This is a genomic window from Cardiobacterium sp., assembly GCF_057314735.1.
Window position 1 is genome coordinate 20,284 of the sequence record NZ_DBHKZK010000076.1, and the last position, 21,679, is coordinate 41,962.

The window sequence follows — 21,679 nt, forward strand, 5'->3', positions numbered from 1 at the left end:
AGGTTTTATTTATATACAAAGGTTATCTGCATCTATATAGTCCGGATTATCCCAATTTAGCCCTGCCTGGGCATCGTAGAGGTCTGTGCCTATCAGGGCATAGAATTGTTCGCCAAATTTTTCTTTGTTGATAATTTTAACGCGCCTGTTTTTACATAATATACATAGGGCTTTTTCCGGCACTTGCACGGTGTAGCGCTGTAGCTGGCGCAAGAGGCCGCCGATGGTGTCGGCGTGTTCGAGGGCGTTGATGTGTGCTTCTGCGTTGGCGTCATAGGGAATCAGCAGCGGCAGCATATGGTTGCTTTCAATGACGCGGCTTTTTTCGGCGATGGTCTGGAAGGGGAAATCGCTGCCCGCGTTTTTGAGCATTTCGAGGATGTGATGTTTGTCGAGGTCGCTCAAGTCATAGACACGCCGGAAGTAGGCAATCATCGCCTCCGGCGCGAGCAGGTCGCCGTCGTTACGTAGGGTTTCGCGCATACAGGCGGCGTATGTCGCCAGTTCCGGCGGCGCTTTCCATTGCTCTTCGGGGCGGAATATCAGTACTTCACTCTCGTCTGCTGTCCGCAGGTTTTCGCGGTTGCAGCGTCCGGCGGCTTGGGCGATGGAATCGGCGCCCGCCTCTGCCCGCATCAGCCGCGGGAAGCTGACATCCACCCCCGCCTCAATCAGCGAGGTGGCGATGAGGCGGCAGGGGGCGCCCGCTTTTAGCCGCGCGCGGATGGTTTTTAGCACTTCGCTGCGGTGCTCGGCGCACATCAGCGTGGTGAGGTGGTACACGCCGTCGAGGGGTTTTGCGCTGTCGTAGAGGCTGCGCGCGTGGCGGCGGTTATTGACGATGATGAGGAGCTGCGGCTGGGCGGTGAGATGTTCGAGTAATTCGGCATCGCTTTGCTTGCCGATGTGTCGCACGGTGGTGCGGCGTAGCGCGGTGTAGAGGCGCGCCGGATCGGGGGCGATTTCGCGCACGTCGCTGAAGCCGCCGTAGAAGCCGTGTTTGGCGTCAATGGCGGGTTGGGTCGCGGTACACATGACGACGGTGCAGCGGTAGTTGCGCGCCAGTTCGTCTATCGCCGCCATCACCGGGCGCAAGAGGTGCAGCGGCAGCATTTGCGCTTCGTCGAGGATGATGACGCTGCCTGCGATGTTGTGCAGTTTGCGGCAGCGCGCCGAGCGGTCGGCAAAAAGGCTTTCAAAGAATTGGACGGCGGTGGTGACGACGATGGGCGCGTCCCAGTTTTCTGTGGCGTGGCGCAGTTTGTCGCGGGTGTCGCGCTCTTGCAGGGTGCGGTCGTCGAAGGTGCTGTGATGTTCCAGCACCGCCGCTTCGCCAAGCGCGCCGAAGGCTTTGCGGAATTCGCCGGCGTTTTGCTCGATGATGCTAGTAAAGGGGATGATGTAGATGATGCGTCGCTGCCCGTGCTGGCGTGCGTGTTCGAGGGCGAACGCCATCGAGGTGTAGGTTTTGCCGCCGCCGGTCGGCACGGTCAGGGTAAAGAGGCCGGGCGCGAGCGCCGCTTGCTGCTGCGCGTGGTCAAGGATTTCACTGCGCAGCTGGTTCAGCTCCGCTTGACCGCCTTCGCTGTGTTTTTTGGCATCGGCGCGCACGTTTTGTAAATGCTGGTTAAACGCCTGTTGCAAGTCGCTTAGGGCGGGGTAGTTGCCGCGTTCGATGGTTTCATTTTCCAGTTTGGCGTAGAAGGCTTCGGTGTCTAGGTAGTCGGCATCGACCAGGCAGGAGTAGAGCATGCGGATGAAGAAGGACTCGATAAATCTGCAGTGCGCCACTTGTTTATCTTGGTCAAAATTATGATAGTCAGGATGACGTTTGGGCGGCGACAGGGCGATTTTTTCCGGCAGCGGGATTTCCGCTTGCCAGACGGGGTTAAGCGCGGGAATGTCGGCGGCGAGGCGTTCTTTTAAGGTGCTGCGGTTCTTGCCTTCGCCACTGCCGTTGGCAAGCCCGGCATGGTGGCCGGCGATGCAGTACGCCATCAGTTTGCCGATCAGCTGCCAGCGGGCAATGGCTTCTTTCGCGCCGGCGGTGGCGTGATCGACACGCTTGCCACCACGCAGGCGGTTTTGGAAGGGGTCGCTGTATTTGCCGAGGTCGTGCAGGAGGCCGGTGTAGCGGGCGATTTCCGCCGCACCGAAGGGTTCGGCAAATTGGGCGGCCAGCGCGGCGACGTTTTCGGCGTGGCTTTTCAGGGTTTGCCAGTCGCTTTCAGGGCGGTTTTCGGCGGAATGGGCGTAGCAGATGGGCATAAGGCGCTCCGGTTGTGGTTGGGACGGCGGCAGGATACGGCAAATTGATAGCGATACGCCCAAGAACCGGTTTAGCGTCTCCGACACGGACGCCGCGAAGGCCGTACAAATTAGTACGGCGCGCCTTGTACAGAACTTTGTGAGGATTGCTATATCAGGATGTTGCCCACAATTCCGACGGGAACATCAAGAGTGCTGTACGGGAACGGAATCGCCGTCCGCGCAAAATATTTGCAGTAGAAGGCGCCTTATTGAAGCGCAGTTTGAACAGGCATTGCGCCTGGTTTGATCATTCGCCGCTAAAACCAGTAACGGTGCGCCAACACCGCGCTCATGATGAGCGACATCGCAATCACCGCCGGGCGAATCAGGCGGTTGCCCTTACTGACAATCAGCCCGGCGGCGAGGCGCGCGCCGAGCAGTTGTCCCGCTGCCATCACCAGCCCTGCCAGCCAGAGGATTTTCCCGCCCGCGAGGAACACCAGCAGCGACACCAGATTGGTGGTGGCGTTGTACGCTTTCGCCTCAATCGTCGCCTGTTGCAGGGTGTAGCCGCGCAGCGAAATCAGCGCCAGCATGAAAAAACTGCCCGTGCCGGGGCCGAGAAAGCCGTCATAAAAACCGATGGGCAGCGCCGCCGCGCCGACAAATCCGGCAAACGGCAGCCGCGCCTCCCGCGCCACCGCGCCGAGCGACGGCATGAAGATGAACACCAGCGCCACCGCCGCCAGCAGCAGCGGCAGCGCCTGTTGCAACAGCGCCTGCGGCAGATATTGCACCGTCAGCGTGCCGCAGGCCGCGCCCGCCGCGCAGGCAGCGATACCCGGCAACAGGCGGCGAAAGGCAATCTGGCCGCGTTTGACGAAATACCACGTCGCCGACAGCGTGCCGAAACTGCCCTGCAATTTGTTGGTGGCGAGCGCCGCATCGGGCGGCAATCCGGCGAGCAGCAGCGCCGGAATGGTCAGCATCCCGCCGCCCCCGGCGAGGGTATCGACAAAACCGGCGACCGTGCCGACCAGCGCCAAGAGCGCCAGTACCCACAGCGACAATTCAGCCAGCATCCGCCACCATCCATTGATCCAGTTGCGCCACCAGCGCGGGTAGCCCTTCCTTTTTCAGACTGGAAAACGTCTGCACGCTAAACGGCGCGCGCCAGTTGGCGAGTTCGCCCCGCACCGCCTGCAACTGCTTGCCCGCCGCGCCCCGGCTCAACTTGTCCGCCTTGGTCAGCAAAATATGCGCGGGCAATTGCCGCTCGGCGCAGCATTCCAGCATACGGATGTCCAAATCCTTCATCGGGTGGCGGATGTCCATCAGCAGCACGATGCCGCGCAACACCGCCCGCGTCAGCAAATAACGCCCCAACAGCGCCTGCCAGTGCGCGCGCATCTGCTCCGGCACCTCGGCATAGCCGTAGCCCGGCAAATCAACGAGATAGCAGCCCGGCTCCGGCAGGGCGAAATAGTTAATGAGCTGCGTCCGCCCCGGCGTGCGCGATACCCGCGCCAGCGCCTTCTGGTTGGTGAGCGTATTGAGCGCACTCGATTTGCCCGCGTTGGAGCGTCCGGCGAAAGCAATTTCAATGCGGGCATCGGCGGCGAGTTGCGTCTCGCGATTGGCGGAAAAGGCGAAAGCCGCCTGCTGGTAACAGTTATTCATCTCTAGTAAAATGCGGAAAAATCGCCTGAAATATAACAGGCATCCAGCAAACAACAAAAGAAAAATCTTGCGGAGCAAGTCATGAAAAAAGGCATTGTGACAATCATCCTGTTCGGAATCACCACCTGGGTGCAGGCGGCCGATCTCAAGGCGGGCGAAGAAAAAGCGGTCGTCTGCGCCGCTTGCCATGGCCCCGGCGGCGCCAGCACCAACCCCGAATGGCCCTCCCTGGCCGGACAGGGACAAAAATACCTGGAAAAACAACTGAAAGACTTCAAAAGCGGCGAGCGCGCCAGCGTCGTCATGCAGCCGCAAGCGGGACTGCTTTCTGACGAAGACATTGCCAACGTCGCCGCCTACTTTGCCGCGCAAACCCCGCCACCGGCCGCAACCGAAGGCGCGGGCGACAACCCCGAAGAACTGCTGGCTCTCGGCGAAGCACTCTATCGCGGCGGCGACATGAGCAAAAACGTCCCCGCCTGCATGGCCTGCCACGGCCCGACCGGCGCGGGCATCGAACCCGCTGCCTTCCCGCGCCTCTCCGGCCAGCACGCCAAATACACCCGTACCCAGCTCGATGCCTTCAAAATGGCGGCACAAATTGACGAACAAGCCAGCGAAACCGACCGCGCCTCCCTCGTCGTGCGCGCCAACGACCCGAACGGCATGATGCGCGACGTCGCCGAAAAACTGACGCCGAAACAAATCGAGGCGGTCGCACGCTATATGCAGGGGCTGCACTGAGATTGCGTAACGACGCGCAATGGTGGCGCCAGCCGCTGCACCGCCTCTCCGACAAACAATGGGAAGCCCTCTGCGACGGATGCGGATTGTGCTGCCTCAACAAAATGGAAGACATCGATACGGGAGAAGTGTACTTCTCCCGTGTTGCTTGCAAACTGCTGGACATCGCCAGCGCCCGCTGCCGCGACTACCCCTGCCGCCAGCAGCACGTCCCGGATTGCCTGTCGCTGCGCGACATGAAGCGCAACGAATACAACTGGTTGCCGCCGACCTGCGCCTACCGCCTGCGCGCGGAAGGCAAACCCTTGCCGCCCTGGCATTACCTCAACTGCGGCGACCGGCAAGAAGTGCACCGCCGCTACCGCAGCGTGCGCCACTTTGCCCTGAGCGAAGCAGACGGATACGCCATTGACGACCATCTGCTTTACCGGCTGGAAGACATACTCGGAGAAGGAGACCAGGAACCATGACCAACCCGTCCGTACTCATGCTGCGCATCACCGCCATCATCCTCGTCCTTGTCGCAATGGGCGGCATCGCGCTCTACATCAAACGCCAGCGCGACCGCGAACGCGACCGCCACGATGGCCACCCCCGCTACCGGGGCTCCAGCCTGGATGGCGGCCACATCCCGGACAACGGCATCACCGACTTTGAAGCGGGCGGCGTCGAAATGCACAAAACCAGCCGCCTCAATCCCGGCTTCTTCGGCGGCAAAAGCGCCGCCCCGGCCAAACCGCGCGGCACCCCACCCGAACTCCTGCTGCCGCTCACCATCATGGCACCGCAAGGCCGCCCCTTCAGCGGCAAAAACGTCGCCCGCCTTGTGCAGAATTTCGGCCTGCAATACTCGCCCAACCGCACCTACGAACTGCTGACCGCAGGTGGTGAAGACGTCTTCTGCACCCTGCTCAACGTCCGCCGCCCGCCAACCTTCCCGGAAAACCTTGACACCCCGGAAGCGAACTACGAAGGACTGCTGATCGTGCTGCAACTGCCCGTCGGACAAGAACCGGTACAGGACTGGGAAACCTTCAGCGCCCTCGTCCATGAAATGAGCGAAAACTGCGGCGGCAAACTCTGCGACCAGCACCGCCGCCCGCTAAACGAACGCGACCTCGAACGCCTGCGCAAAGGTGTGGAAACCTACGAACAGCACTACCACGAGTGGCTGCGCCGTCAGGGCTAGAGGCTGTTTGCAATTCAGCCGTGAGCCTCTGTAGGTTGGGTTAGTGCGCAGCGCGTAACCCAACAAACCGAATGCCGAACATATATAGCGATACACTCAAAGTTCTGCACAATGAGTAACGCTGGAGGAGGTACACGCCCGTACGAAAAAACGGCACGGGAAACCGTGCCGTTCGCGTATCCGGGCGCGCAGCATCCTATCCTTCCGCCCGGATCTGCTGCAAAAACCGTTTGGTACGTTCGTGTTGCGGGCGGTGGAAGAGTGCGTCCGGGCTGCCCTGCTCAACGATGACGCCGCCGTCCATCATTACCACCACATCCGCCACTTCCAGCGCAAATTTGACTTCGTGGGTGACGACGATCATCGTCCAGCCTTCCGCCGCCAGCTCCTTGATGGTGTTCAGCACTTCCTGCACCAGTTCGGGGTCGAGCGCCGAGGTCGGTTCGTCAAACAGCATCAGTTCGGGGCGGATGGCGAGCGCGCGGGCGATGCCGACGCGCTGTTGTTGGCCACCGGAGAGTTGGTACGGGTAATGGTCGCCACGGTCGGCCAGTCCTACTTTGGCGAGCAGTTGTTCTGCCTCAACGCGGGCTTCCGCCAGCGGCCGCCCCTGTACGATGACCGGTCCTTCCATGATGTTTTCCCGCGCGGTTTTGTGCGGGAAGAGGTTGTAGTGCTGGAAGACCATGCCGGATTTGCGCCGCAGCGCGAGGATGTCTTTTTTGCCCGGTTTTTGGCTGAAGTCGATGGTAAGCGGCGCCGCGCCATCGAAGGCAATCGTCCCCGCTTCCGGCATTTCCAGCGCGTTCAGGCAGCGGAGGAAGGTGGTTTTGCCGCTGCCGGAGGGACCAAGGATGACGACGACGCTGCCTTTTTCGATGTCAAGGTCGATGCCGCGCAGAATAGTGTGGTTGCCGAAGGTTTTGCGGATGTTGCGGATGGTGAGCATGGTTATTTGGCGGTGTAGCGGTCGAGGTGGCGTTCGAGGCGGCTTTGTGCCAGCGCGAGGAGGAAGCAGAAGACCCAGTAAATCAGCGCCGCTTCGATATAGACCGGGAGGAAGTCGTAGCTGCGGTTGGCGATTTGCTGCGCTTCGCGGAACAGTTCGGTGATGGTGACGGTCGAGGCGAGCGAGGTTTCTTTGAACAGGCCGATGAAGCTGTTGGACAAGGGCGGCACGGAGACGCGCAACGCCTGCGGCAGGATGATGCGGCGGAAGGTTTGCAGGTAGGTCATGCCGATGGTGTAGCCCGCTTCCCATTGGCCGCGCGGCACGGAGAGGATGGCGGCGCGCACGGTTTCGGAGGCATACGCGCCGACGTTGAGCGAGAAGCCGATGATGGCGGTCGGCATCGGCTCCAGGGTAATGCCGATGGCGGGCAGGCCGTAGAAGACGATCATCAGTTGTACCAGCATCGGCGTGCCGCGGATGGCGGAAACGTAGCCGTGGACGAAGGCGAGCAGCAGGCGGTGCGCGATGCCGGTCGCCGGGACGACGCGTACCAGCGCCACCACGAGCGCGATAACGAGGCCGATGATGAAGGAGACGATGGCGAGCGGGATGGAGTAGAGGATGGCGGCGACGAGCATCGGGCGGAAGGCGCTGCCGACGAGCTCCACCCGCGCCTCGCTCATGAACGGCAGTGCGCCGATGAGGCCGCGCCAGCCGTGGATGAAGACCACGGCGGCAAGCACGGCGGTGATGAGCGCGCCGCCAATCAGCGCGCGGCTGCGGTTATTTGGCGTCGCGGACACTGACATCGGCTCCGAAGAATTGTTCACTAAGACGCTTCAGGGTGCCGTCTGCCTGTAGCTCTTTCAGCGCGGCATCAATCGGCGCAATAGCCGCCTCGTTTTCTTTGGCGACGATCAGCCCGCTCGGCTCCCACTCGGCGGGCGGTGCCTGCCAGGCGACTTTCAGCCCGGAATCCGGGGTGCGTTTCAGGTATTCGAGCATGGAGAGCGAGTCGTGCAGGGTGAGGTCGGCGCGCCCCTGCCGCACCAGCGCCATCGCCTGCGGCAGGCTTTCCACCGGTACCAGCACCGCCCCCGCTGCCTCGGCGCGGTAGGCGTGGTTGCTGTTCAGCGTTTGCGCCGCTTTCAGCCCCTTGAGGTCGGCGATGTCATGCACGCGGTCGTCATCGGCGCGGGTCAGCACCATCGCCCCCGTCCAGCTATAGGGAATGGCGCCTGCAAAGGCGGCGCGACGCTCCGGCGTGTTCAGCGTCACCTGGTTGGCGACCGCGTCAAACCGCCCGGATTTCAGCCCGGCGAGCATCCCGTCCCACAGCGTTTCCTGAAAATCGACTTTGACGCCGAGCTTGTCGGCAATGGCGCGCGTCACCTCAATGTCATAACCGGTGAGCTTGCCGCTGTCGTCGTGATAATTGAAGGGCGGGTACGCGCCATCGGTGCCAACGACGATGGTGCCGTGGTTGTCGATACGCTCAAGCAATGATTCGGCGGCGTGAGCGGTGAAGGAAAGCGCCGCCAGCGCGGCGAGAAGGAGTTTGTGCATGGTGAATCCTTGGTTTGCAGGGTGGGGCGGCGAGCCGCGTTTGTCATTTACATACAGGGTAGCGGGGAAGGTGTATGTAAAAGGGCGTTTGCCTGTGCTACCTGTGCGATTGCGGAACAGAAGCCTGTATTTGCGCCCCCTCCCTCGCAGGACGCGCAGCGTCCGCAGCGGGGGAGGGACGGGGTGGGGGTAAATCAGCTTGCGTCATAACTACTGCCTCTTGCCATCCACCTTTCGTTGGGCAGATGCGCTTCGTTTTGGGCGGATGGCGTTGCAGGGGCGGTCAGACGAAGCCGTAACCGCCCGTGTGGAAGGTACAGGGTGGGGCTCGCCCCGCCATTAAACCTGGATGTTCCGCTATGGTGGGTCAAGACCCCCACGCCATTTACATACAGGGTAGCGGGAAAGGTGTATGTAAAAAGGCGTTTGCCCGTATTTGCGCCGGGGCGGTGCGCCAAGGCGCACCCTATACTGGTTGCCGGTCTGCCCCCTTGGAATATAAATTTGAACAGGCGCTTACTTCACACTCACATCTTCGCCAAAGAACTGCTCGCCGAGTTTCTTCAGCGTGCCGTCGGCGCGCAGTTCTTCCACCGCCGCGCTGATTTTGGCGAGCGCTTCGTCGTTGCCCTTGTTGGTGACAAAGCCGGAGCCGATTTTTTTATCTGCATCGGCGCGCCAGGCGACGCGCAGGCCGGAATCCGGGTTCTTCTTCATATAATCGAGCAGGGCGAGCGAGTCGTTAAAGGTGAAATCGGCGCGTTTTTGCTGGACGACGACAATCGCCTGCGCCAGCCCGTCAATCGGCACGATTTCCGCGCCCGCTTCGCGCGCCATCTCGCCGTAATTGCTGGACAGCGTCTGCGCGGATTTCAGCCCCTTGACGTCGGCCAGCGTCTTGATGCGGTCGTCATCGGCACGGGCGACCGCCATCGGCCCGGAATAACTGTACTCGGCGGACTTGTCGAACGTGGCGCGGCGCTCCGGCGTGGTCAGCCCGACCTGGTTGGCGACCAGATCGAAGCGTTCCGCCTTGAGTCCGGCGAGCATCGCGTCCCATGCCGTTTCCTTGAAATCGACCTTGAAACCGAGCTTGTCGGCGACGGCGCGGGTCACTTCCACGTCATAACCGGTGAGCTTGCCGCTCTCGTCGTGATAGGTGAACGGCGCGTAAGTGCCTTCGGTGCCGACGGTGACGGTGCCGTGGTTGTTGATACGCTCCAGCAGTGATTCGGCGGCGTGTGCCTGGGTGAAGGCGAGGGTGACGGCAGCGAGCAGCAGTTTTTTCATGGGAATAGCTCCAAAGGGAATGAATGAGGCGGCGCATTGTAGGCGGGGCGGGCGGACGCGCCAAGCACTGTTTGGCATGGGGTGATAACTTTTCGTTCTATGTCCGACCTTACCTGCCGTGCCGGATGAAATGATCCGAGATGGTTTGCAGATATTCCCTGGCGCGTTCCGGATTGTCACGGTAATCGGCGACAAGCCTTGCTTCACCTTTTTTGCTGACGGCAATGGCGCGGTTTGCCGGACCGCTTGCTGGTGAAACATGAATGCGCTCATGGCGGAAAAATATCCAGCAGCTTTCGGCTTCCATGTAGTCACGGGAAAGATATGGCGGTGGCGTGCCTTGCAAATCTGCCTGGGTGTACAGCAGTTCTTTTATTGCGGCGGCTGCCTGCAGCCTTGCTTCGGCAAAGGTGAAGGGGGACGGTGGCAATGCATCAACGGCTGGTATTTCGGCGTCGGCCATATCGGTCAAATCCGTATCTGTCAAATGCCCGTCCGCTGCATTGTGCTGGCGGGAAGGCAGGGCAATAATCGCAGTGATGAATCCGTTAAGGGCGGAAATCTGTAACGTCATAAAAAATAAGGGAGAAGGACCATCAGATGAATTTCCCAGGGCAGCGATCAGCATTAACAAAGGAAAAAACGGTATTAACGAAAATAGTACTCCCGTCAAAGCGGAAATGATGGTTGTCACAATAATGCCCGCAATATTTTTATAACAACGGGCACCGGCAATCAGTTTCCCGATGGCAAGCGCACAAGGAAAGCCAAAGGACAGGGCAATACAAAAGGCGACTTTCATGCCAAACATCACTTCCTTGTCCGACCTTGCGTATATCCGCTCAAGGGTGTCATTGGATACGAGTATTTGATTGGGATCGAACGGTTTTTTCAGGATATATCCGATAATCAGGGGCGCCGCGATGCAGGCGACGATAGTCCAGATAATGGCAAAGCGCCATAAGGTTTCGTGTGCGGGATATTCGTCTGGTACGGTTTTCATGACGCATTCCTTTCCGATTGGATTTATGGCGCGCTGTCGCCCGGCGTTTGCAGCAATGCTTTCAGCGCGGCAAAGGCGGCGCTGCCGTGGTTTTCGCCCTCAAGCAGGGTAAAGGTGGTATCGCTTTGGCTTTGTTGCAGTTGTGCGGCCAGCGCCTGGGCGTTTTCTATCATCGCGCGACGGCGACGTTTTTCGTCGCCGGGGACGGCCTGTTCGCCGCTGCCCGCGCTGATGCGGATGGTGAGGCGGTTCGCCGGGGCGTGGTAGCGGTCGGCGAAGGCGTCAATGCGGCGGGTTTTCCCACCAGATGGACGGGCTGGAGAGGTAATAGCCGCGCATGGTGCCACGGGTGTAGAGGTGGTAGAGGGCGAAAAGACCACCGTAGGAGTGGCCGAACAGGCTTTGCTGGCTGCGGTCGATGGGGATGCGCGCGGCGAGCAGCGACGGCAGTTCTTCATCGAGAAAGCGGGCGAAGGCTTCGGCGTCGCCGCTGTCGCCGTCACCATCGGCCAGCGGCGGGGTGTAGTCGCGCGTGCGCTGCGCCAAATCGAGCATTTTGCCGCAGGGGTAGCCGATGCCGACGAGGGCCAGCGCGCGTTTTTCGCCCGCGCCGGGCGGGTTGAGCAGGGTTTGCGCGAGCGGCAGCGCGTAGGGAAAGTATGTGTCGCCGTCGAGCAGGTACAGCACCGGATAGCCCGCCGGCGGTGCCTCACCGATGGTGGCGGTCTGGATGCGGTAACTGCGCCCGCTGTGGGCGGAAGTGACGGTGATTTCTGCGGCTTGCGGCAGTTGCGCGGGTTGCCAGCCGGCGGCGGTCGCACCGATCGCGGCGGCAAGGAGGAGGGGTTTTTTCATAAGCGTGTGTCCGTAGCTGTGATAGTGGGATTTTACCCGTCGTTATCGCGAGACGGGTATGAAAAAAGCCCGCATGACGCGGGCTTTTCTCGGGTAAATATTTACAGAATGACGTAGTAAGCGAACAGCGCGACCACGGCGATACTGACCAGGTTCAGCACCAGCCCGGCGCGGAACATATCGCGCTGTTTGACCTCGCCGGTGCCGAACACCAGCGCGTTCGGCGGGGTGGCGACCGGCAGCATGAAGGCGCAGGAAGCACCGATGCCGATGACCATAACCAGCACGTCTTCGCGCATGCCGGTTTGCGCCGCGACCGAAGCAAACACCGGCACGAGCAGCGCCGCCGAGGCGGTGTTACTGGTGAACTCGGTGAGGAAAATAATGAACGTGGCGACCACCAAAATAATGACAAAAGGCGAGCTGCTGCCGAAGGCGCTGGCAATCATCTGCCCGATTTCCTTGGACGCCCCGGACGCGCCGAGAACGCTGCTCAGGGTAATGCCGCCGCCAAAGAGCAGCAGTACACCCCAGTCGGTGTTGTCGGTCACATCTTTCCAGCTGGCAAGCCCCAGCACGACCACCGCAATAATCGCGCAGAGGGCGACGAAAGTATCGGGAGCGTTGATGCCCATCGCTTTCAGCTGATCGCCACAAATCCACGCCAATGCAGTCAGCGCGAAGACAATCAGCGTCAGCACGCGGATGCCGGTCCAGGGAATGTCTTCCTCATTGTCCTGGCGGATCTTCTGTTTGAAATTCGGCTTGCAGACAATCCACAGCGTGACAAACATCGCCGGCATCAAAATGAAGGTAATCGGCAGACCGAGGCGCATCCACTCAGTAAAGCCCATGCCCAGTTGCTTGGCGGCGATACCGTTCGGCGGCGAGCCTTGCAGCATACCCATCCCGCCGATACTGGACGAATAAGCGACCGCGAGCAGTACGAAAACGCGCGTGCCGCGGTCATTCTTATCCACGGACGAAAGCAGGCCGAGCGCCAGCGGCAGAATCATCGCCGCGGTGGCGGTGTTGGAAATCCACATCGAAAGGAAAGCCGTGACGACGCACAGACCCACCGCTGACCACAACATGCTCGAACCGGCCATATGAATAATGGCGCTGGCAATCTTCTTGTCAATCTTCTGCACCTGCAAGGCGGTGGCAAGCGCAAAACCGCCGAGGAACAAATAAATAATCGGGTCGGCAAAACCGGCCAGCGCCGACTTCATCGTCATCGCGGTAACCGTACCATCCTTGCCGACGCTGGCGGGCAGATGCAGCAGCAACGCGCCGATTGGAATCATGATGGCGGTCAAACTGATGTGCACCGCCTCGGTGAACCACAAAATAGCGATAAAAATCAGCAGAGAAAGTCCCTTGTTGGCGTCGGGCGAATACGGCAGCACGCTATAAGCGAGTCTGGCGACCACCAGCGCGACGAGAATAATCCCGATGCCGGTAACAATACCGGGCGGGAAAAAACCCTTGATTTCGTTGGAAGTAACAGGCGAATTCACAGACATAAACATAACCTCACAATAAATTTACCCGCACTTAATATAAAGCACTACAAAAGAAATGGGGAAGAAAAAAATACTAAAATTTCAGGCCAATCACCGCAGCGCCCTAAAACCGTCGCCGCGCGAAAAGCGCCTTGCTTTTGCCGGAAAACCTCCGTAAAATCCGCGCTCTTTTCACAGGCCCAACGCCATCGGCAACGTGAAACTTAATTGGAGACAAACATGCTTACCGCTGAAAACAAAAGCGAAATCATCAAAAAATACCAGCGCAAAGAAGGGGACAGCGGCTCGCCGGAAGTGCAAATCGCCCTGCTCACCGCGCGCATCCTTGACCTGCAAGAACACTTCAACACCCACAAAAAAGACTTCCACTCCCGTCGCGGTCTTTTGAAAATGGTCAGCCAGCGCCGCCGCCTGCTCGACTACTACAAGCGCGTCAACTACGACGGCTACCGCCAGCTCATCGCCGACCTCGGTCTGCGCCGCTAATCCAGACCGAGCGAGGCAGTCAGCGTGAAAGAAAGCATCACCTTTAGCTACGGCAAACATCAAGTTACCCTGGAAAGCGGCGAAATCGCCCGCCAGTCGGATGGCGCCGTCATGGTCAACATGGAAGGCACCGTCGTACTCGTAACCGCCGTTGCCAAAAAAACCGTCGCCGAAGGACAGGACTTCTTTCCGCTGACCGTTGATTACCAAGAAAAATCCTACGCCGCCGGTCGTATCCCCGGCGGCTATTTCCGTCGCGAAGGCCGTCCCAGCGAAAACGAAACCCTCGTCTCCCGCCTGATTGACCGTCCGCTGCGCCCGCTCTTCCCCGAAGGATTCTTCAACGAAGTACAAGTCATCGCCAGCGTCATGTCGGTCAACCCCGACGTCAATCCTGACATCCCAGCGATGATTGGCGCCTCCGCCGCCATCGCCCTCTCCGGTGTGCCGTTCAACGGCCCGATTGGCGCAGCGCGCGTCGGCTACCAAAACGGCGCCTACCTGCTCAATCCTTCCGACAAAGAACTGCAAACCTCCGACCTTGACCTCGTCGTCGCCGGTACCGCAGGCGCGGTGCTGATGGTCGAATCACAGGCGAACGAACTGCCGGAAGACATCATGCTCGGCGCCGTCATGTACGGCCACGAACAAATGCAGGTTGTCATCAACGCCATCCGCGAATTGGCCGCCAAAGCGGGCAAACCCGCCTGGGACTGGCAACCCGCCCCCGCTGACGAAGCGCTCATCGCCAAAGTCCGCGAACTGGCACACGACAAACTCGTCGCCGCCTACCAAATCGCCGACAAACAAGAACGCCAGGCTGCCGTTGCTGCCATTCACGAAGAAGCACAAACCGCACTGGTGAGCGAAGACGGCTGGACTGACACCGCCGTCGGCAACACCGTACACGACCTCGAATACCGCGTCGTACGCGACCGCATCCTCGCCAAAGAGCCGCGCATTGACGGCCGCGATACCGTGACCGTGCGCCCGATTACCATCCGCACCGGCGTATTGCCGCGCGTGCACGGCTCCGCCCTCTTTACCCGTGGCGAAACCCAAGCGCTGGTCGTCGCCACCCTCGGCACCGGTCGTGATGCACAAATCATCGACGCGCTGACCGGCGAATACCGCGACATCTTCATGTTGCACTACAACTTCCCACCGTTCAGCGTCGGCGAAACCGGGCGCGTCGGCTCGCCCAAGCGCCGCGAAATTGGTCATGGCCGCCTCGCGCGTCGCGGCGTTACCGCCATCCTGCCGCCGGAAAGCACCTTCCCCTATACCATCCGCGTCGTCTCCGAAATCACCGAATCCAACGGCTCCAGCTCGATGGCCTCCGTTTGCGGCACCAGTCTCGCGCTGATGGATGCCGGCGTACCGGTCAAAACTCCGGTGGCAGGCATTGCCATGGGTTTGGTCAAAGAAGGCGAGCGCTTCACCGTCCTCTCCGACATCCTCGGTGACGAGGACCACCTCGGCGACATGGACTTCAAAGTTGCCGGTTCCGCCAATGGCGTTACCGCCCTGCAAATGGACATCAAAATTGACGGCATCACCCGCGAAATCATGGAACAGGCGCTGACCCAGGCCAAAGCCGGACGCCTGCACATCCTTGAAATCATGAACCAGGCGATTGCCCAACCGCGCGCCGAAATCTCCGAATACGCACCGCGCTTCACCACCCTGCGCATTGACGTCGAAAAAATCAAGGACGTCATCGGCAAAGGTGGTGCGACTATCCGCAGCATCACCGAGACTACCGGTACCACCATCGAAATCGAAGACGACGGCACCATCAAAATCGCCGCCGTGGACAAAACTGCCGCCGACGATGCCCGCCGCATCATCGAAGAAATCACCGCCGAACCGGAAATCGGCCGCATCTACGACGCCAAAGTGGTGAAAATCACCGACTTCGGCGCCTTTGTCGCCTTCCTCCCCGGCAAAGAAGGGCTGGTACACGTCTCGCAAATCGCCGAACACCGCGTCAATAACGTCGAAGACGAACTCAGCGTCGGCCAGGAAGTTAAAGTCAAACTGCTGGAAATTGACCGCCAGGGCCGCGTCAGACTCTCTATCAAAGAGGCAAAAAATTCGTTATAATCCGTGCCCCGTTTAACACGACCAAACCGGAGAGATGGCAGAGTGGTCGAATGCGCACGCCTGGAAAGTGTGTATACGTTAATAGCGTATCGGGGGTTCGAATCCCCCTCTCTCCGCCACCACCCAAAAAACCACCTTGTTCAAGGTGGTTTTTTTCGTTCCAATCTTGCCCGTGTGAAATGACAAAGGCGCGGTCTATAGCAATCCTCACAAGCCCTGTACAGCGAGGCGATGCAACACAATATGAGGCGTGGATTGCCATAACAATCCACGCAAATACCCCTCAAAACGTAGGGGCGGTTAGGACGAAGTCCGTAACCGCCCGAACTATAAATTGGTCATAGCACGATGATTTTATCGCCGTCCACCGAAAGCCTCATACGGTCAGGCGGCGCGCCTTGTACTGAATTTTGAGTGCACCATATGTCTGAATGGGTAGCGGTGCAAATGGCATCCGCACAGCGTATGTTTGCAATGACCTGATTGCTGCGGATAGGCAAGGGCTGTGTATCTTGCCTATCAATCGTTGATTTTATGGCTGGTTGGCGGGGCGCAACCCCAGCGCCGCCGCGTGCCAGGCGATATGCTCGCCGATGAAGCTGGCGATGAAGTAGTAGCTGTGGTTGTAGCCGGGGCGGAGGTGGTATTCCACGTCAATCCCTAATGCCTGCGCGCGGGCGGCGAATGCGTCCGCCTGCAATTCGCGCGGGCGGAATTCGTCGGCGTCGCCCTGGTCGATGCGTATCGGCAGCGGCTGTTGCAGGGTTTGCAGCAGCGCCGTGCTGTCGTATTCCGCCCAGCGGGCGCGGTCGTCGCCGAGATAGGCGGTGAAGGCTTTTTGTCCCCACGGCGTTTCGCTGGGATTCGTTATCGGCGCGAAGGCGGAGACGGCGGCGAATTGCCGCGGGTTTTTCAGCGCGATTTGTAGCGCGCCGTGGCCGCCCATGCTGTGTCCGGCGATGCTGCGCTGGTCGCTGACGGGGTGATGTTGTTCGAGGAAGGCGGGCAGTTCTTGCACGATGTAGTCGTACATTTGGTAGTGCGCCGCCCACGGCGCGCGGGTGGCGTTCACATAGAACCCCGCGCCCTGGCCGAGGTCGTAGCCGGGGTCGTCGGCGACATCCGCGCCGCGCGGTGAGGTGTCCGGCATGACCAGGGCGAGGCCGTATGCGGCAGCGTAGCGCTGCGCCCCGGCTTTGGTCGCAAAGTTTTCGTCGGTGCAGGTGAGGCCGGAAAGCCAGTAGAGCAGCGGCACGCGCGCGCCCGCCAACGCCTGCGGCGGCAGGTAGAGGCCGTAGGTCATGGCGCAGGCGGTGCTGTCGGCGTGGTGGCGGTAGCGCCGCTGTTCGCCGCCGAATGCCTTGTTGCAGGCGAGCAGCTCCGGCGCGCTCATGCCGCGTCCCCGTAGTGGATGACGCTGCGGATGGATTTGCCCGCGTGCATCAGCTCAAAGGCGCGGTTGATGTCTTCGAGCGGCATGGTGTGGGTGATGAAGTCGTCGAGGCGGAATTTGCCGTCGAGGTATTGCTGGACGATGCCGGGCAGTTCGCTGCGCCCTTTGACGCCGCCGAAGGCCGAGCCGCGCCAGACGCGCCCGGTGACGAGCTGGAACGGCCGCGTGCGGATTTCCGCGCCCGCCGGGGCGACGCCGATGATGACCGATTCGCCCCAGCCCTTGTGGCAGCATTCCAGCGCCGAGCGCATCACATCGACATTGCCGATGCACTCAAAGGAGTAATCGACGCCGCCGCCGGTGAGGTCAATGATGACGTCCTGAACCGGCTGGTTGAAATCGCGCGGGTTGATGCAGTCGGTCGCACCGAGCTTGCGCGCGAGCGGGAATTTGTCCGGGTTGACGTCAATACCGATGATGCGTCCCGCGCCCTGCATCCGCGCGCCGATGATGGCGGCAAGCCCAATGCCGCCGAGGCCGAAAATGGCGACGCTATCGCCCGCCTGCACCTTCGCCGTCTTGATGACCGCGCCCATGCCGGTGGTGACGCCGCAGCCGAGCAGGCAGACTTCGCGCAAATCCGCCTCCGGCTGGATTTTGGCGAGACTGACCTCGGCGACCACGGTGTATTCGGAAAAGGTCGAGCAGCCCATGTAGTGATAAATGGGCTGGCCGTCCTTGAAAAAACGCACCGTGCCGTCCGGCATCAGCCCCTTGCCCTGGGTGGCGCGCACCGCCGAGCAGAGATTGGTCTTGCCGGAGCGGCACATCTCGCATTCGCCGCATTCGGCGGTATAAAGCGGGATGACGTGATCGCCGGGGGCGACGCTGGTTACGCCTTCGCCGACCGCGACGACGATGCCCGCCCCCTCGTGACCGAGAACACAGGGGAAGACGCCTTCCGCGTCCAGCCCGTCCAGGGTGTAGGCGTCGGTGTGGCAGACGCCGCTGGCGACGATGCGCACCAGCACTTCGCCCTTCTGCGGCGGCATCAAATCCAGTTCTTCGATAACCAACGGCTGCTTCGGCGCCCAGGCAACGGCGGCGCGGGTCTTGATAAAGTCCATAAAAATCCTTGCTGAAAGTGGTAGAAACCCCTGAAAAACAGGGAAGGCGCATTGTACACTTAGCGCCCCATCCCCACAGGTTAAAAACATGCCCCGCTGGACCCTCGCCCGCGCGCAAGCGCTCTATCAACTGCCCTTCATGGAACTGCTTTATCAGGCGCAAACCGTGCACCGTGCCCACCACGACCCGCAGCATATCCAGATCAGCACCCTGCTTTCCATCAAGACCGGGGCTTGTCCCGAAGATTGCAAATACTGTCCGCAAAGCGCGCGTTACCACACCGGTGTCGCGCGCGAAGCGCTTCTGAAAATTGATGAAATCCTGGCTGCCGCCGAACGCGCGCGCGAACAGGGCGCGACCCGCTTCTGCATGGGCGCGGCATGGCGCGACCCCAAAGAAAAAGACATGCCGTATCTCGTTGAAGTCGTGCGGCGGGTGAAGGCGCTCGGTCTCGAGACCTGCATGACCCTCGGCATGCTCGATGAAAACAAGGCACAGACGCTTGCCGATGCGGGGCTGGACTACTACAACCACAACCTCGACACCAGCCGCCGCTACTACGGCGAAATCATCACCACCCGTAACTACGACGACCGCCTGCACACCCTGGAAAACGTGCGCAAGGCGGGGATGAAAATCTGCTCCGGGGGCATCCTCGGCATGGGCGAAGCGGAAGACGACCGCCTTGCCATGCTGGTGGAGCTTGCCAACCTTGAGCCGCCGCCGGAAAGCGTGCCGATTAACCAACTGGTGCGGGTCAAGGGCACACCGCTGGCGCACGCCGACGACCTTGAGCCCTTCGATTTCATCCGCGTCATCGCCGTCGCCCGCATCCTCATGCCCAAATCGGCGGTGCGCCTCTCCGCCGGGCGGGAAAGCATGAACGAACAAATGCAGGCGCTGTGCTTCATGGCGGGCGCCAATTCCATCTTCTACGGCTGCAAACTGCTGACCACGCCCAACCCGGAAGAAGACCGCGACGCTGCCTTGTTTGCCAAACTCGACCTCAACCCGCAAATGCGCGCGGCGCCAGAAGAACCGCCACCACCGCGGGCAGCGGTGGGGATGTATTACCCGCGGCGACAAACGCAGGTAGAGGGCGCACCGTGAGCGGCCGTCATTCGGGCTGCGGGCTATCCGTAGGGTGGGGGCTTGTCCCACCGTCGCAAAACCGTCGCCATGAATGCGGCAACCCGTGCGTAGCGTGTGGCGGTGCAGCCAACACGCACGCGGGCATTGGGGCAGCGGCACACCTGATACACTCACGCAAAACGTGTCGCTGCAGAATACTCTATCATCTCATTGTCGCCAAACCCATGCGAGCAGCGCGTAGGTCGGCCATTTATGGCCGACATCAAAAAACGTCGGGCATGAATGCCCGACCTACAACTCCCCGGATATCCGCCAAACCGCCCCGCCATAGGGTGCGCCTTGGCGTACCGTCCGGCGCATGGCAACGGTTGCGCGACGGTGGGGCAAGCCCCCCCCCTGCGCGCACTCCCCCTTTTTCCGTATTTGTGACTCATTTTTCGCCAAATTTGAGGCACAAATGTTTTTGTGGCGCATGGATGGGGTACAATTCCGTTTGTGCATCAAAAAAACGGAAAAACGAGACACAAATGCCCGACCTCACCATTGACCTCAGCCGCGCCGTGGACTACCACTACGGCGCATTCCCGCCGCAATCGCTGGATTTACCACGCTTTTTCAACGAAATCTTGACCGCTGCCGAATCGCTGGCGCGCTACGACCAGATGCTGAAAACGCTGCACAACAGCGAAATCCTGCTTGCGCCGTTGCGCAGCCGTGAAGCGGTTATCTCCTCGCGCATCGAAGGCACCATCAGCACGCTCGATGAAATCCTGCGCTATGAGGCGGAGGCCGAAGCAGAGCAGACACCGCGCGAGGTGCGGCAGGACACCATCGAAACGCTGCTCTATCAACGCACGCTCAAATCCGCGCAACACATCCTGCTGGAAGGACGCCCGCTCAGCCCGCAGCTCATTCGTACCATGCACCAGGGATTATTAAGCCTGGGACGCGGCGCGGAGAAAACGCCGGGGCAATTCAAAACGGCGCAAAACTACATCGGGCGGCGCGGCTCACGCCAAATTGATTTTATCCCCATTGCCCCCGAACATTTGCAGGCCGGGCTGGATTCACTTTTCCGCTATATCAATGATGAGGACAATCACCATCCGCTGATTAAAACCGCCATTGCCCATATCGAATTTGAGGCGCTGCACCCGTTCAAGGATGGCAATGGACGTATTGGCAGGATGCTGATTCCATTACTGCTTTGGCAAATGCGGCAAATCAGCGCGCCGCATTTTTATATCAGTCACTTTTTTGAAGAACACAAAGACGAATATATCGAACAGATGCGCGCCGTTTCCGCCGATGGTGACTGGTCGGGCTGGTGTGCCTTTTTCTGCCGTGCCATTCACACGCAGGCGCAACAAAACATGAAAATTGCCGAGGAAATTACTGCGCTTTACGAAGACATGAAAACCCGCCTGACGGAAATCCTTGCTTCACGGCAGACCATTCTGATTCTGGATGCGCTCTTTGCCCAACCGGTGTTCAAAAGCAGCCGTTTTGCGCCCGCGAGCGGTATCGTTAAATCCTCGCTGCAACGCCACCTCAAGCAACTGGAGCAGCATCAGATTATTGAGGTAGTGGAAGAAGCCGCTGGCAGCCGCCCCGCCCTTTACGCCTTTGAGCCGCTGCTGCGGTTGGTGCGTATCTGACATTTATGCCTCATTTTCCGCAAAATTTGAGACACAAATTTTTTTGTGGCGCATGGATGAGGCACAAAAAAACGCCCGCTATCCCGCAGCGGGCGTTTGTTTTATCCGGCAGCAAACCGCACTCACGTCAACCCGGAAGCATCCCCCGCGCCCTGGCGCAGCACGACAGGCGGCATTTCGGTCAAATCCAGCACCGTGGTTGGGCGCAGCGGTACGTCGCCTGCGTCCACCATCAGCGCCACCTGCCCGGTCACGGCGGCGGGCAGGTCGTGAATATCGGCGTCATAAGCGTCGCTGTCAAAGAGCGAGACGCCCATCAGCGCCTCGCCGTGTTCGCGCAGTATCGCCTGCATCACCGGGTGGTCGGGGACGCGGATGCCGATGGTTTTGCGCTTGTCGTTCTGCACGCGGCGCGGCACTTCGCGGCTGGCAGGCAATATGCAGGTAAAGGCGCCGGGGAACAGCGTCTTCAGCAGGCGGAACTGCACGTTATCGACGCGGGCGTAGTGCGCCAGCCCGGTCAGGTCGGCGCAGAGGATGGTGAAGGGGTGGTCGCGGTCAAGGGCGCGGATGTGGCGGATTTTTTCGGCGGCAGCCTTGTCGTCAAGCTGGCAGAGCAGGGCGTAGCCGGAGTCGCTCGGCGCGATGACCACGCCGCCCGCGTGCAGGGTTTCGACCACGCGGGCGATGTCGCGCGGCTTGATGCGCGCCGGGTGGATTTCGAGGGTTTCGCTCATGGGGTTTTCCGGGGTAATTAAGGA

21 protein-coding genes and 1 tRNA gene are annotated in these 21,679 nt (G+C 60.4%); 8 read left to right on the forward strand and 14 right to left on the reverse strand.

Annotated elements, in window-relative coordinates; genetic code table 11:
- Window positions 1-9: 9 nt before the first annotated feature.
- The 3 genes from ACO54Z_RS11350 to yihA form a co-directional block, all read right to left on the reverse strand.
- Window positions 10-2,268, reverse strand: coding sequence for a CRISPR-associated endonuclease Cas3'' (locus ACO54Z_RS11350; protein WP_485997111.1), 2,259 nt, complete (start codon window positions 2,266-2,268; stop codon window positions 10-12).
- Window positions 2,269-2,567: 299 nt separating this feature from the next.
- A complete protein-coding gene (locus ACO54Z_RS11355) occupies window positions 2,568-3,332 on the reverse strand; it encodes a TSUP family transporter (protein ID WP_485997112.1) in 765 nt (254 codons plus the stop codon).
- Window positions 3,322-3,930 (reverse strand): ribosome biogenesis GTP-binding protein YihA/YsxC, encoded by a 609-nt coding sequence (gene yihA, locus ACO54Z_RS11360; RefSeq protein ID WP_485997113.1) that lies wholly within the window; start codon window positions 3,928-3,930, stop codon window positions 3,322-3,324. Before yihA ends, ACO54Z_RS11355 begins: the two co-directional genes overlap by 11 nt.
- 81 nt (window positions 3,931-4,011) lie before the next feature.
- On the opposite strand from yihA, the gene ACO54Z_RS11365 reads away from it, so the two are divergent.
- The 3 genes from ACO54Z_RS11365 to ACO54Z_RS11375 are packed head-to-tail and all read left to right on the forward strand — an operon-like array spanning window position 4,012 to window position 5,863.
- Window positions 4,012-4,674, forward strand: a complete 663-nt coding sequence (locus ACO54Z_RS11365) for a c-type cytochrome (RefSeq protein WP_485997114.1) — start codon at window positions 4,012-4,014, stop codon at window positions 4,672-4,674.
- Window positions 4,671-5,144: a YcgN family cysteine cluster protein gene (locus tag ACO54Z_RS11370; RefSeq protein ID WP_366916283.1), complete on the forward strand. Its 474-nt coding sequence runs from the start codon at window positions 4,671-4,673 to the stop codon at window positions 5,142-5,144. Before ACO54Z_RS11365 ends, ACO54Z_RS11370 begins: the two co-directional genes overlap by 4 nt.
- Window positions 5,141-5,863 carry a cell division protein ZipA C-terminal FtsZ-binding domain-containing protein gene (locus ACO54Z_RS11375; RefSeq protein WP_485997115.1) on the forward strand — a complete coding sequence of 241 codons (723 nt, stop codon included), beginning with the start codon at window positions 5,141-5,143 and terminating at the stop codon, window positions 5,861-5,863. Before ACO54Z_RS11370 ends, ACO54Z_RS11375 begins: the two co-directional genes overlap by 4 nt.
- A gap of 196 nt (window positions 5,864-6,059) precedes the next feature.
- On the opposite strand, the gene ACO54Z_RS11380 is transcribed toward ACO54Z_RS11375, so the two are convergent.
- The 8 genes from ACO54Z_RS11380 to ACO54Z_RS11415 all read right to left on the reverse strand — a co-directional run bounded on the left by ACO54Z_RS11380 (window position 6,060) and on the right by ACO54Z_RS11415 (window position 13,061).
- Window positions 6,060-6,812, reverse strand: coding sequence for an amino acid ABC transporter ATP-binding protein (locus ACO54Z_RS11380; protein WP_485997116.1), 753 nt, complete (start codon window positions 6,810-6,812; stop codon window positions 6,060-6,062).
- A 2-nt stretch (window positions 6,813-6,814) separates the two neighbouring features.
- Window positions 6,815-7,498 carry an amino acid ABC transporter permease gene (locus tag ACO54Z_RS11385; protein WP_485997162.1) on the reverse strand — a complete coding sequence of 228 codons (684 nt, stop codon included), beginning with the start codon at window positions 7,496-7,498 and terminating at the stop codon, window positions 6,815-6,817.
- 100 nt (window positions 7,499-7,598) lie between these two features.
- Window positions 7,599-8,381 (reverse strand): transporter substrate-binding domain-containing protein, encoded by a 783-nt coding sequence (locus tag ACO54Z_RS11390; RefSeq protein ID WP_485997117.1) that lies wholly within the window; start codon window positions 8,379-8,381, stop codon window positions 7,599-7,601.
- A 516-nt stretch (window positions 8,382-8,897) separates the two neighbouring features.
- Entirely contained in the window at window positions 8,898-9,671 is a 774-nt protein-coding gene (locus tag ACO54Z_RS11395) for an amino acid ABC transporter substrate-binding protein (protein WP_485997118.1), read from the reverse strand.
- 109 nt (window positions 9,672-9,780) lie between these two features.
- Complete coding sequence (locus ACO54Z_RS11400) at window positions 9,781-10,674, reverse strand: hypothetical protein (RefSeq protein WP_485997119.1); 894 nt, start codon at window positions 10,672-10,674, stop codon at window positions 9,781-9,783.
- 23 nt (window positions 10,675-10,697) lie between these two features.
- On the reverse strand, window positions 10,698-11,021 hold the full coding sequence (locus ACO54Z_RS11405; protein ID WP_485997120.1) for a hypothetical protein: 324 nt from the start codon (window positions 11,019-11,021) through the stop codon (window positions 10,698-10,700).
- Window positions 10,957-11,529 (reverse strand): alpha/beta hydrolase, encoded by a 573-nt coding sequence (locus tag ACO54Z_RS11410; RefSeq protein ID WP_485997121.1) that lies wholly within the window; start codon window positions 11,527-11,529, stop codon window positions 10,957-10,959. Before ACO54Z_RS11410 ends, ACO54Z_RS11405 begins: the two co-directional genes overlap by 65 nt.
- Before the next feature lie 101 nt (window positions 11,530-11,630).
- Complete coding sequence (locus tag ACO54Z_RS11415; RefSeq protein WP_485997122.1) at window positions 11,631-13,061, reverse strand: SLC13 family permease; 1,431 nt, start codon at window positions 13,059-13,061, stop codon at window positions 11,631-11,633.
- Window positions 13,062-13,274: 213 nt separating this feature from the next.
- Between ACO54Z_RS11415 and rpsO the strand changes: the two genes are divergently transcribed.
- The 3 genes from rpsO (at window position 13,275) to ACO54Z_RS11430 (ending at window position 15,766) form a co-directional block, all read left to right on the forward strand.
- Window positions 13,275-13,541: a 30S ribosomal protein S15 gene (rpsO, locus tag ACO54Z_RS11420; RefSeq protein WP_004138834.1), complete on the forward strand. Its 267-nt coding sequence runs from the start codon at window positions 13,275-13,277 to the stop codon at window positions 13,539-13,541.
- A 24-nt stretch (window positions 13,542-13,565) separates the two neighbouring features.
- The gene (pnp, locus tag ACO54Z_RS11425) at window positions 13,566-15,647 is read left to right on the forward strand and encodes a polyribonucleotide nucleotidyltransferase (protein ID WP_485997123.1); all 2,082 of its coding nucleotides are present in this window, start codon (window positions 13,566-13,568) and stop codon (window positions 15,645-15,647) included.
- Between the two features lie 28 nt (window positions 15,648-15,675).
- Window positions 15,676-15,766: transfer RNA gene (locus ACO54Z_RS11430), tRNA-Ser, on the forward strand.
- A gap of 413 nt (window positions 15,767-16,179) precedes the next feature.
- On the opposite strand, the gene fghA is transcribed toward ACO54Z_RS11430, so the two are convergent.
- Both fghA and ACO54Z_RS11440 read right to left on the reverse strand, forming a co-directional pair.
- On the reverse strand, window positions 16,180-17,040 hold the full coding sequence (fghA, locus tag ACO54Z_RS11435; RefSeq protein ID WP_485997124.1) for an S-formylglutathione hydrolase: 861 nt from the start codon (window positions 17,038-17,040) through the stop codon (window positions 16,180-16,182).
- Complete coding sequence (locus ACO54Z_RS11440) at window positions 17,037-18,167, reverse strand: S-(hydroxymethyl)glutathione dehydrogenase/class III alcohol dehydrogenase (protein ID WP_485997125.1); 1,131 nt, start codon at window positions 18,165-18,167, stop codon at window positions 17,037-17,039. The genes fghA and ACO54Z_RS11440 overlap by 4 nt, the downstream gene beginning before the upstream one ends.
- An 88-nt stretch (window positions 18,168-18,255) precedes the next feature.
- Between ACO54Z_RS11440 and bioB the strand changes: the two genes are divergently transcribed.
- Together bioB and ACO54Z_RS11450 are read left to right on the forward strand one after the other, a co-directional pair.
- A complete protein-coding gene (bioB, locus tag ACO54Z_RS11445) occupies window positions 18,256-19,278 on the forward strand; it encodes a biotin synthase BioB (protein WP_485997126.1) in 1,023 nt (340 codons plus the stop codon).
- 509 nt (window positions 19,279-19,787) lie between these two features.
- The gene (locus ACO54Z_RS11450) at window positions 19,788-20,918 is read left to right on the forward strand and encodes a Fic family protein (protein ID WP_485997127.1); all 1,131 of its coding nucleotides are present in this window, start codon (window positions 19,788-19,790) and stop codon (window positions 20,916-20,918) included.
- 122 nt (window positions 20,919-21,040) lie between these two features.
- On the opposite strand, the gene ACO54Z_RS11455 is transcribed toward ACO54Z_RS11450, so the two are convergent.
- The gene (locus ACO54Z_RS11455) at window positions 21,041-21,655 is read right to left on the reverse strand and encodes an L-threonylcarbamoyladenylate synthase (RefSeq protein WP_485997128.1); all 615 of its coding nucleotides are present in this window, start codon (window positions 21,653-21,655) and stop codon (window positions 21,041-21,043) included.
- Between the last annotated feature and the right edge of the window lie 24 nt (window positions 21,656-21,679).

Excerpts from the sequence above, each read along its gene's own strand:
- ACO54Z_RS11350 (WP_485997111.1), bottom strand. The coding sequence starts at position 2,268 with ATGCCCATCTGCTACGCCCATTCCGCCGAAAACCGCCCTGAAAGCGAC.
- ACO54Z_RS11355 (WP_485997112.1), bottom strand. The coding sequence starts at position 3,332 with ATGCTGGCTGAATTGTCGCTGTGGGTACTGGCGCTCTTGGCGCTGGTC.
- yihA (WP_485997113.1), bottom strand. The coding sequence starts at position 3,930 with ATGAATAACTGTTACCAGCAGGCGGCTTTCGCCTTTTCCGCCAATCGC.
- ACO54Z_RS11365 (WP_485997114.1), top strand. The coding sequence starts at position 4,012 with ATGAAAAAAGGCATTGTGACAATCATCCTGTTCGGAATCACCACCTGG.
- ACO54Z_RS11375 (WP_485997115.1), top strand. The coding sequence starts at position 5,141 with ATGACCAACCCGTCCGTACTCATGCTGCGCATCACCGCCATCATCCTC.
- ACO54Z_RS11380 (WP_485997116.1), bottom strand. The coding sequence starts at position 6,812 with ATGCTCACCATCCGCAACATCCGCAAAACCTTCGGCAACCACACTATT.
- ACO54Z_RS11385 (WP_485997162.1), bottom strand. The coding sequence starts at position 7,498 with ATGAGCGAGGCGCGGGTGGAGCTCGTCGGCAGCGCCTTCCGCCCGATG.
- ACO54Z_RS11390 (WP_485997117.1), bottom strand. The coding sequence starts at position 8,381 with ATGCACAAACTCCTTCTCGCCGCGCTGGCGGCGCTTTCCTTCACCGCT.
- ACO54Z_RS11395 (WP_485997118.1), bottom strand. The coding sequence starts at position 9,671 with ATGAAAAAACTGCTGCTCGCTGCCGTCACCCTCGCCTTCACCCAGGCA.
- ACO54Z_RS11400 (WP_485997119.1), bottom strand. The coding sequence starts at position 10,674 with ATGAAAACCGTACCAGACGAATATCCCGCACACGAAACCTTATGGCGC.
- ACO54Z_RS11410 (WP_485997121.1), bottom strand. The coding sequence starts at position 11,529 with ATGAAAAAACCCCTCCTCCTTGCCGCCGCGATCGGTGCGACCGCCGCC.
- ACO54Z_RS11415 (WP_485997122.1), bottom strand. The coding sequence starts at position 13,061 with ATGTTTATGTCTGTGAATTCGCCTGTTACTTCCAACGAAATCAAGGGT.
- rpsO (WP_004138834.1), top strand. The coding sequence starts at position 13,275 with ATGCTTACCGCTGAAAACAAAAGCGAAATCATCAAAAAATACCAGCGC.
- fghA (WP_485997124.1), bottom strand. The coding sequence starts at position 17,040 with ATGAGCGCGCCGGAGCTGCTCGCCTGCAACAAGGCATTCGGCGGCGAA.
- ACO54Z_RS11440 (WP_485997125.1), bottom strand. The coding sequence starts at position 18,167 with ATGGACTTTATCAAGACCCGCGCCGCCGTTGCCTGGGCGCCGAAGCAG.
- bioB (WP_485997126.1), top strand. The coding sequence starts at position 18,256 with ATGCCCCGCTGGACCCTCGCCCGCGCGCAAGCGCTCTATCAACTGCCC.
- ACO54Z_RS11450 (WP_485997127.1), top strand. The coding sequence starts at position 19,788 with ATGCCCGACCTCACCATTGACCTCAGCCGCGCCGTGGACTACCACTAC.
- ACO54Z_RS11455 (WP_485997128.1), bottom strand. The coding sequence starts at position 21,655 with ATGAGCGAAACCCTCGAAATCCACCCGGCGCGCATCAAGCCGCGCGAC.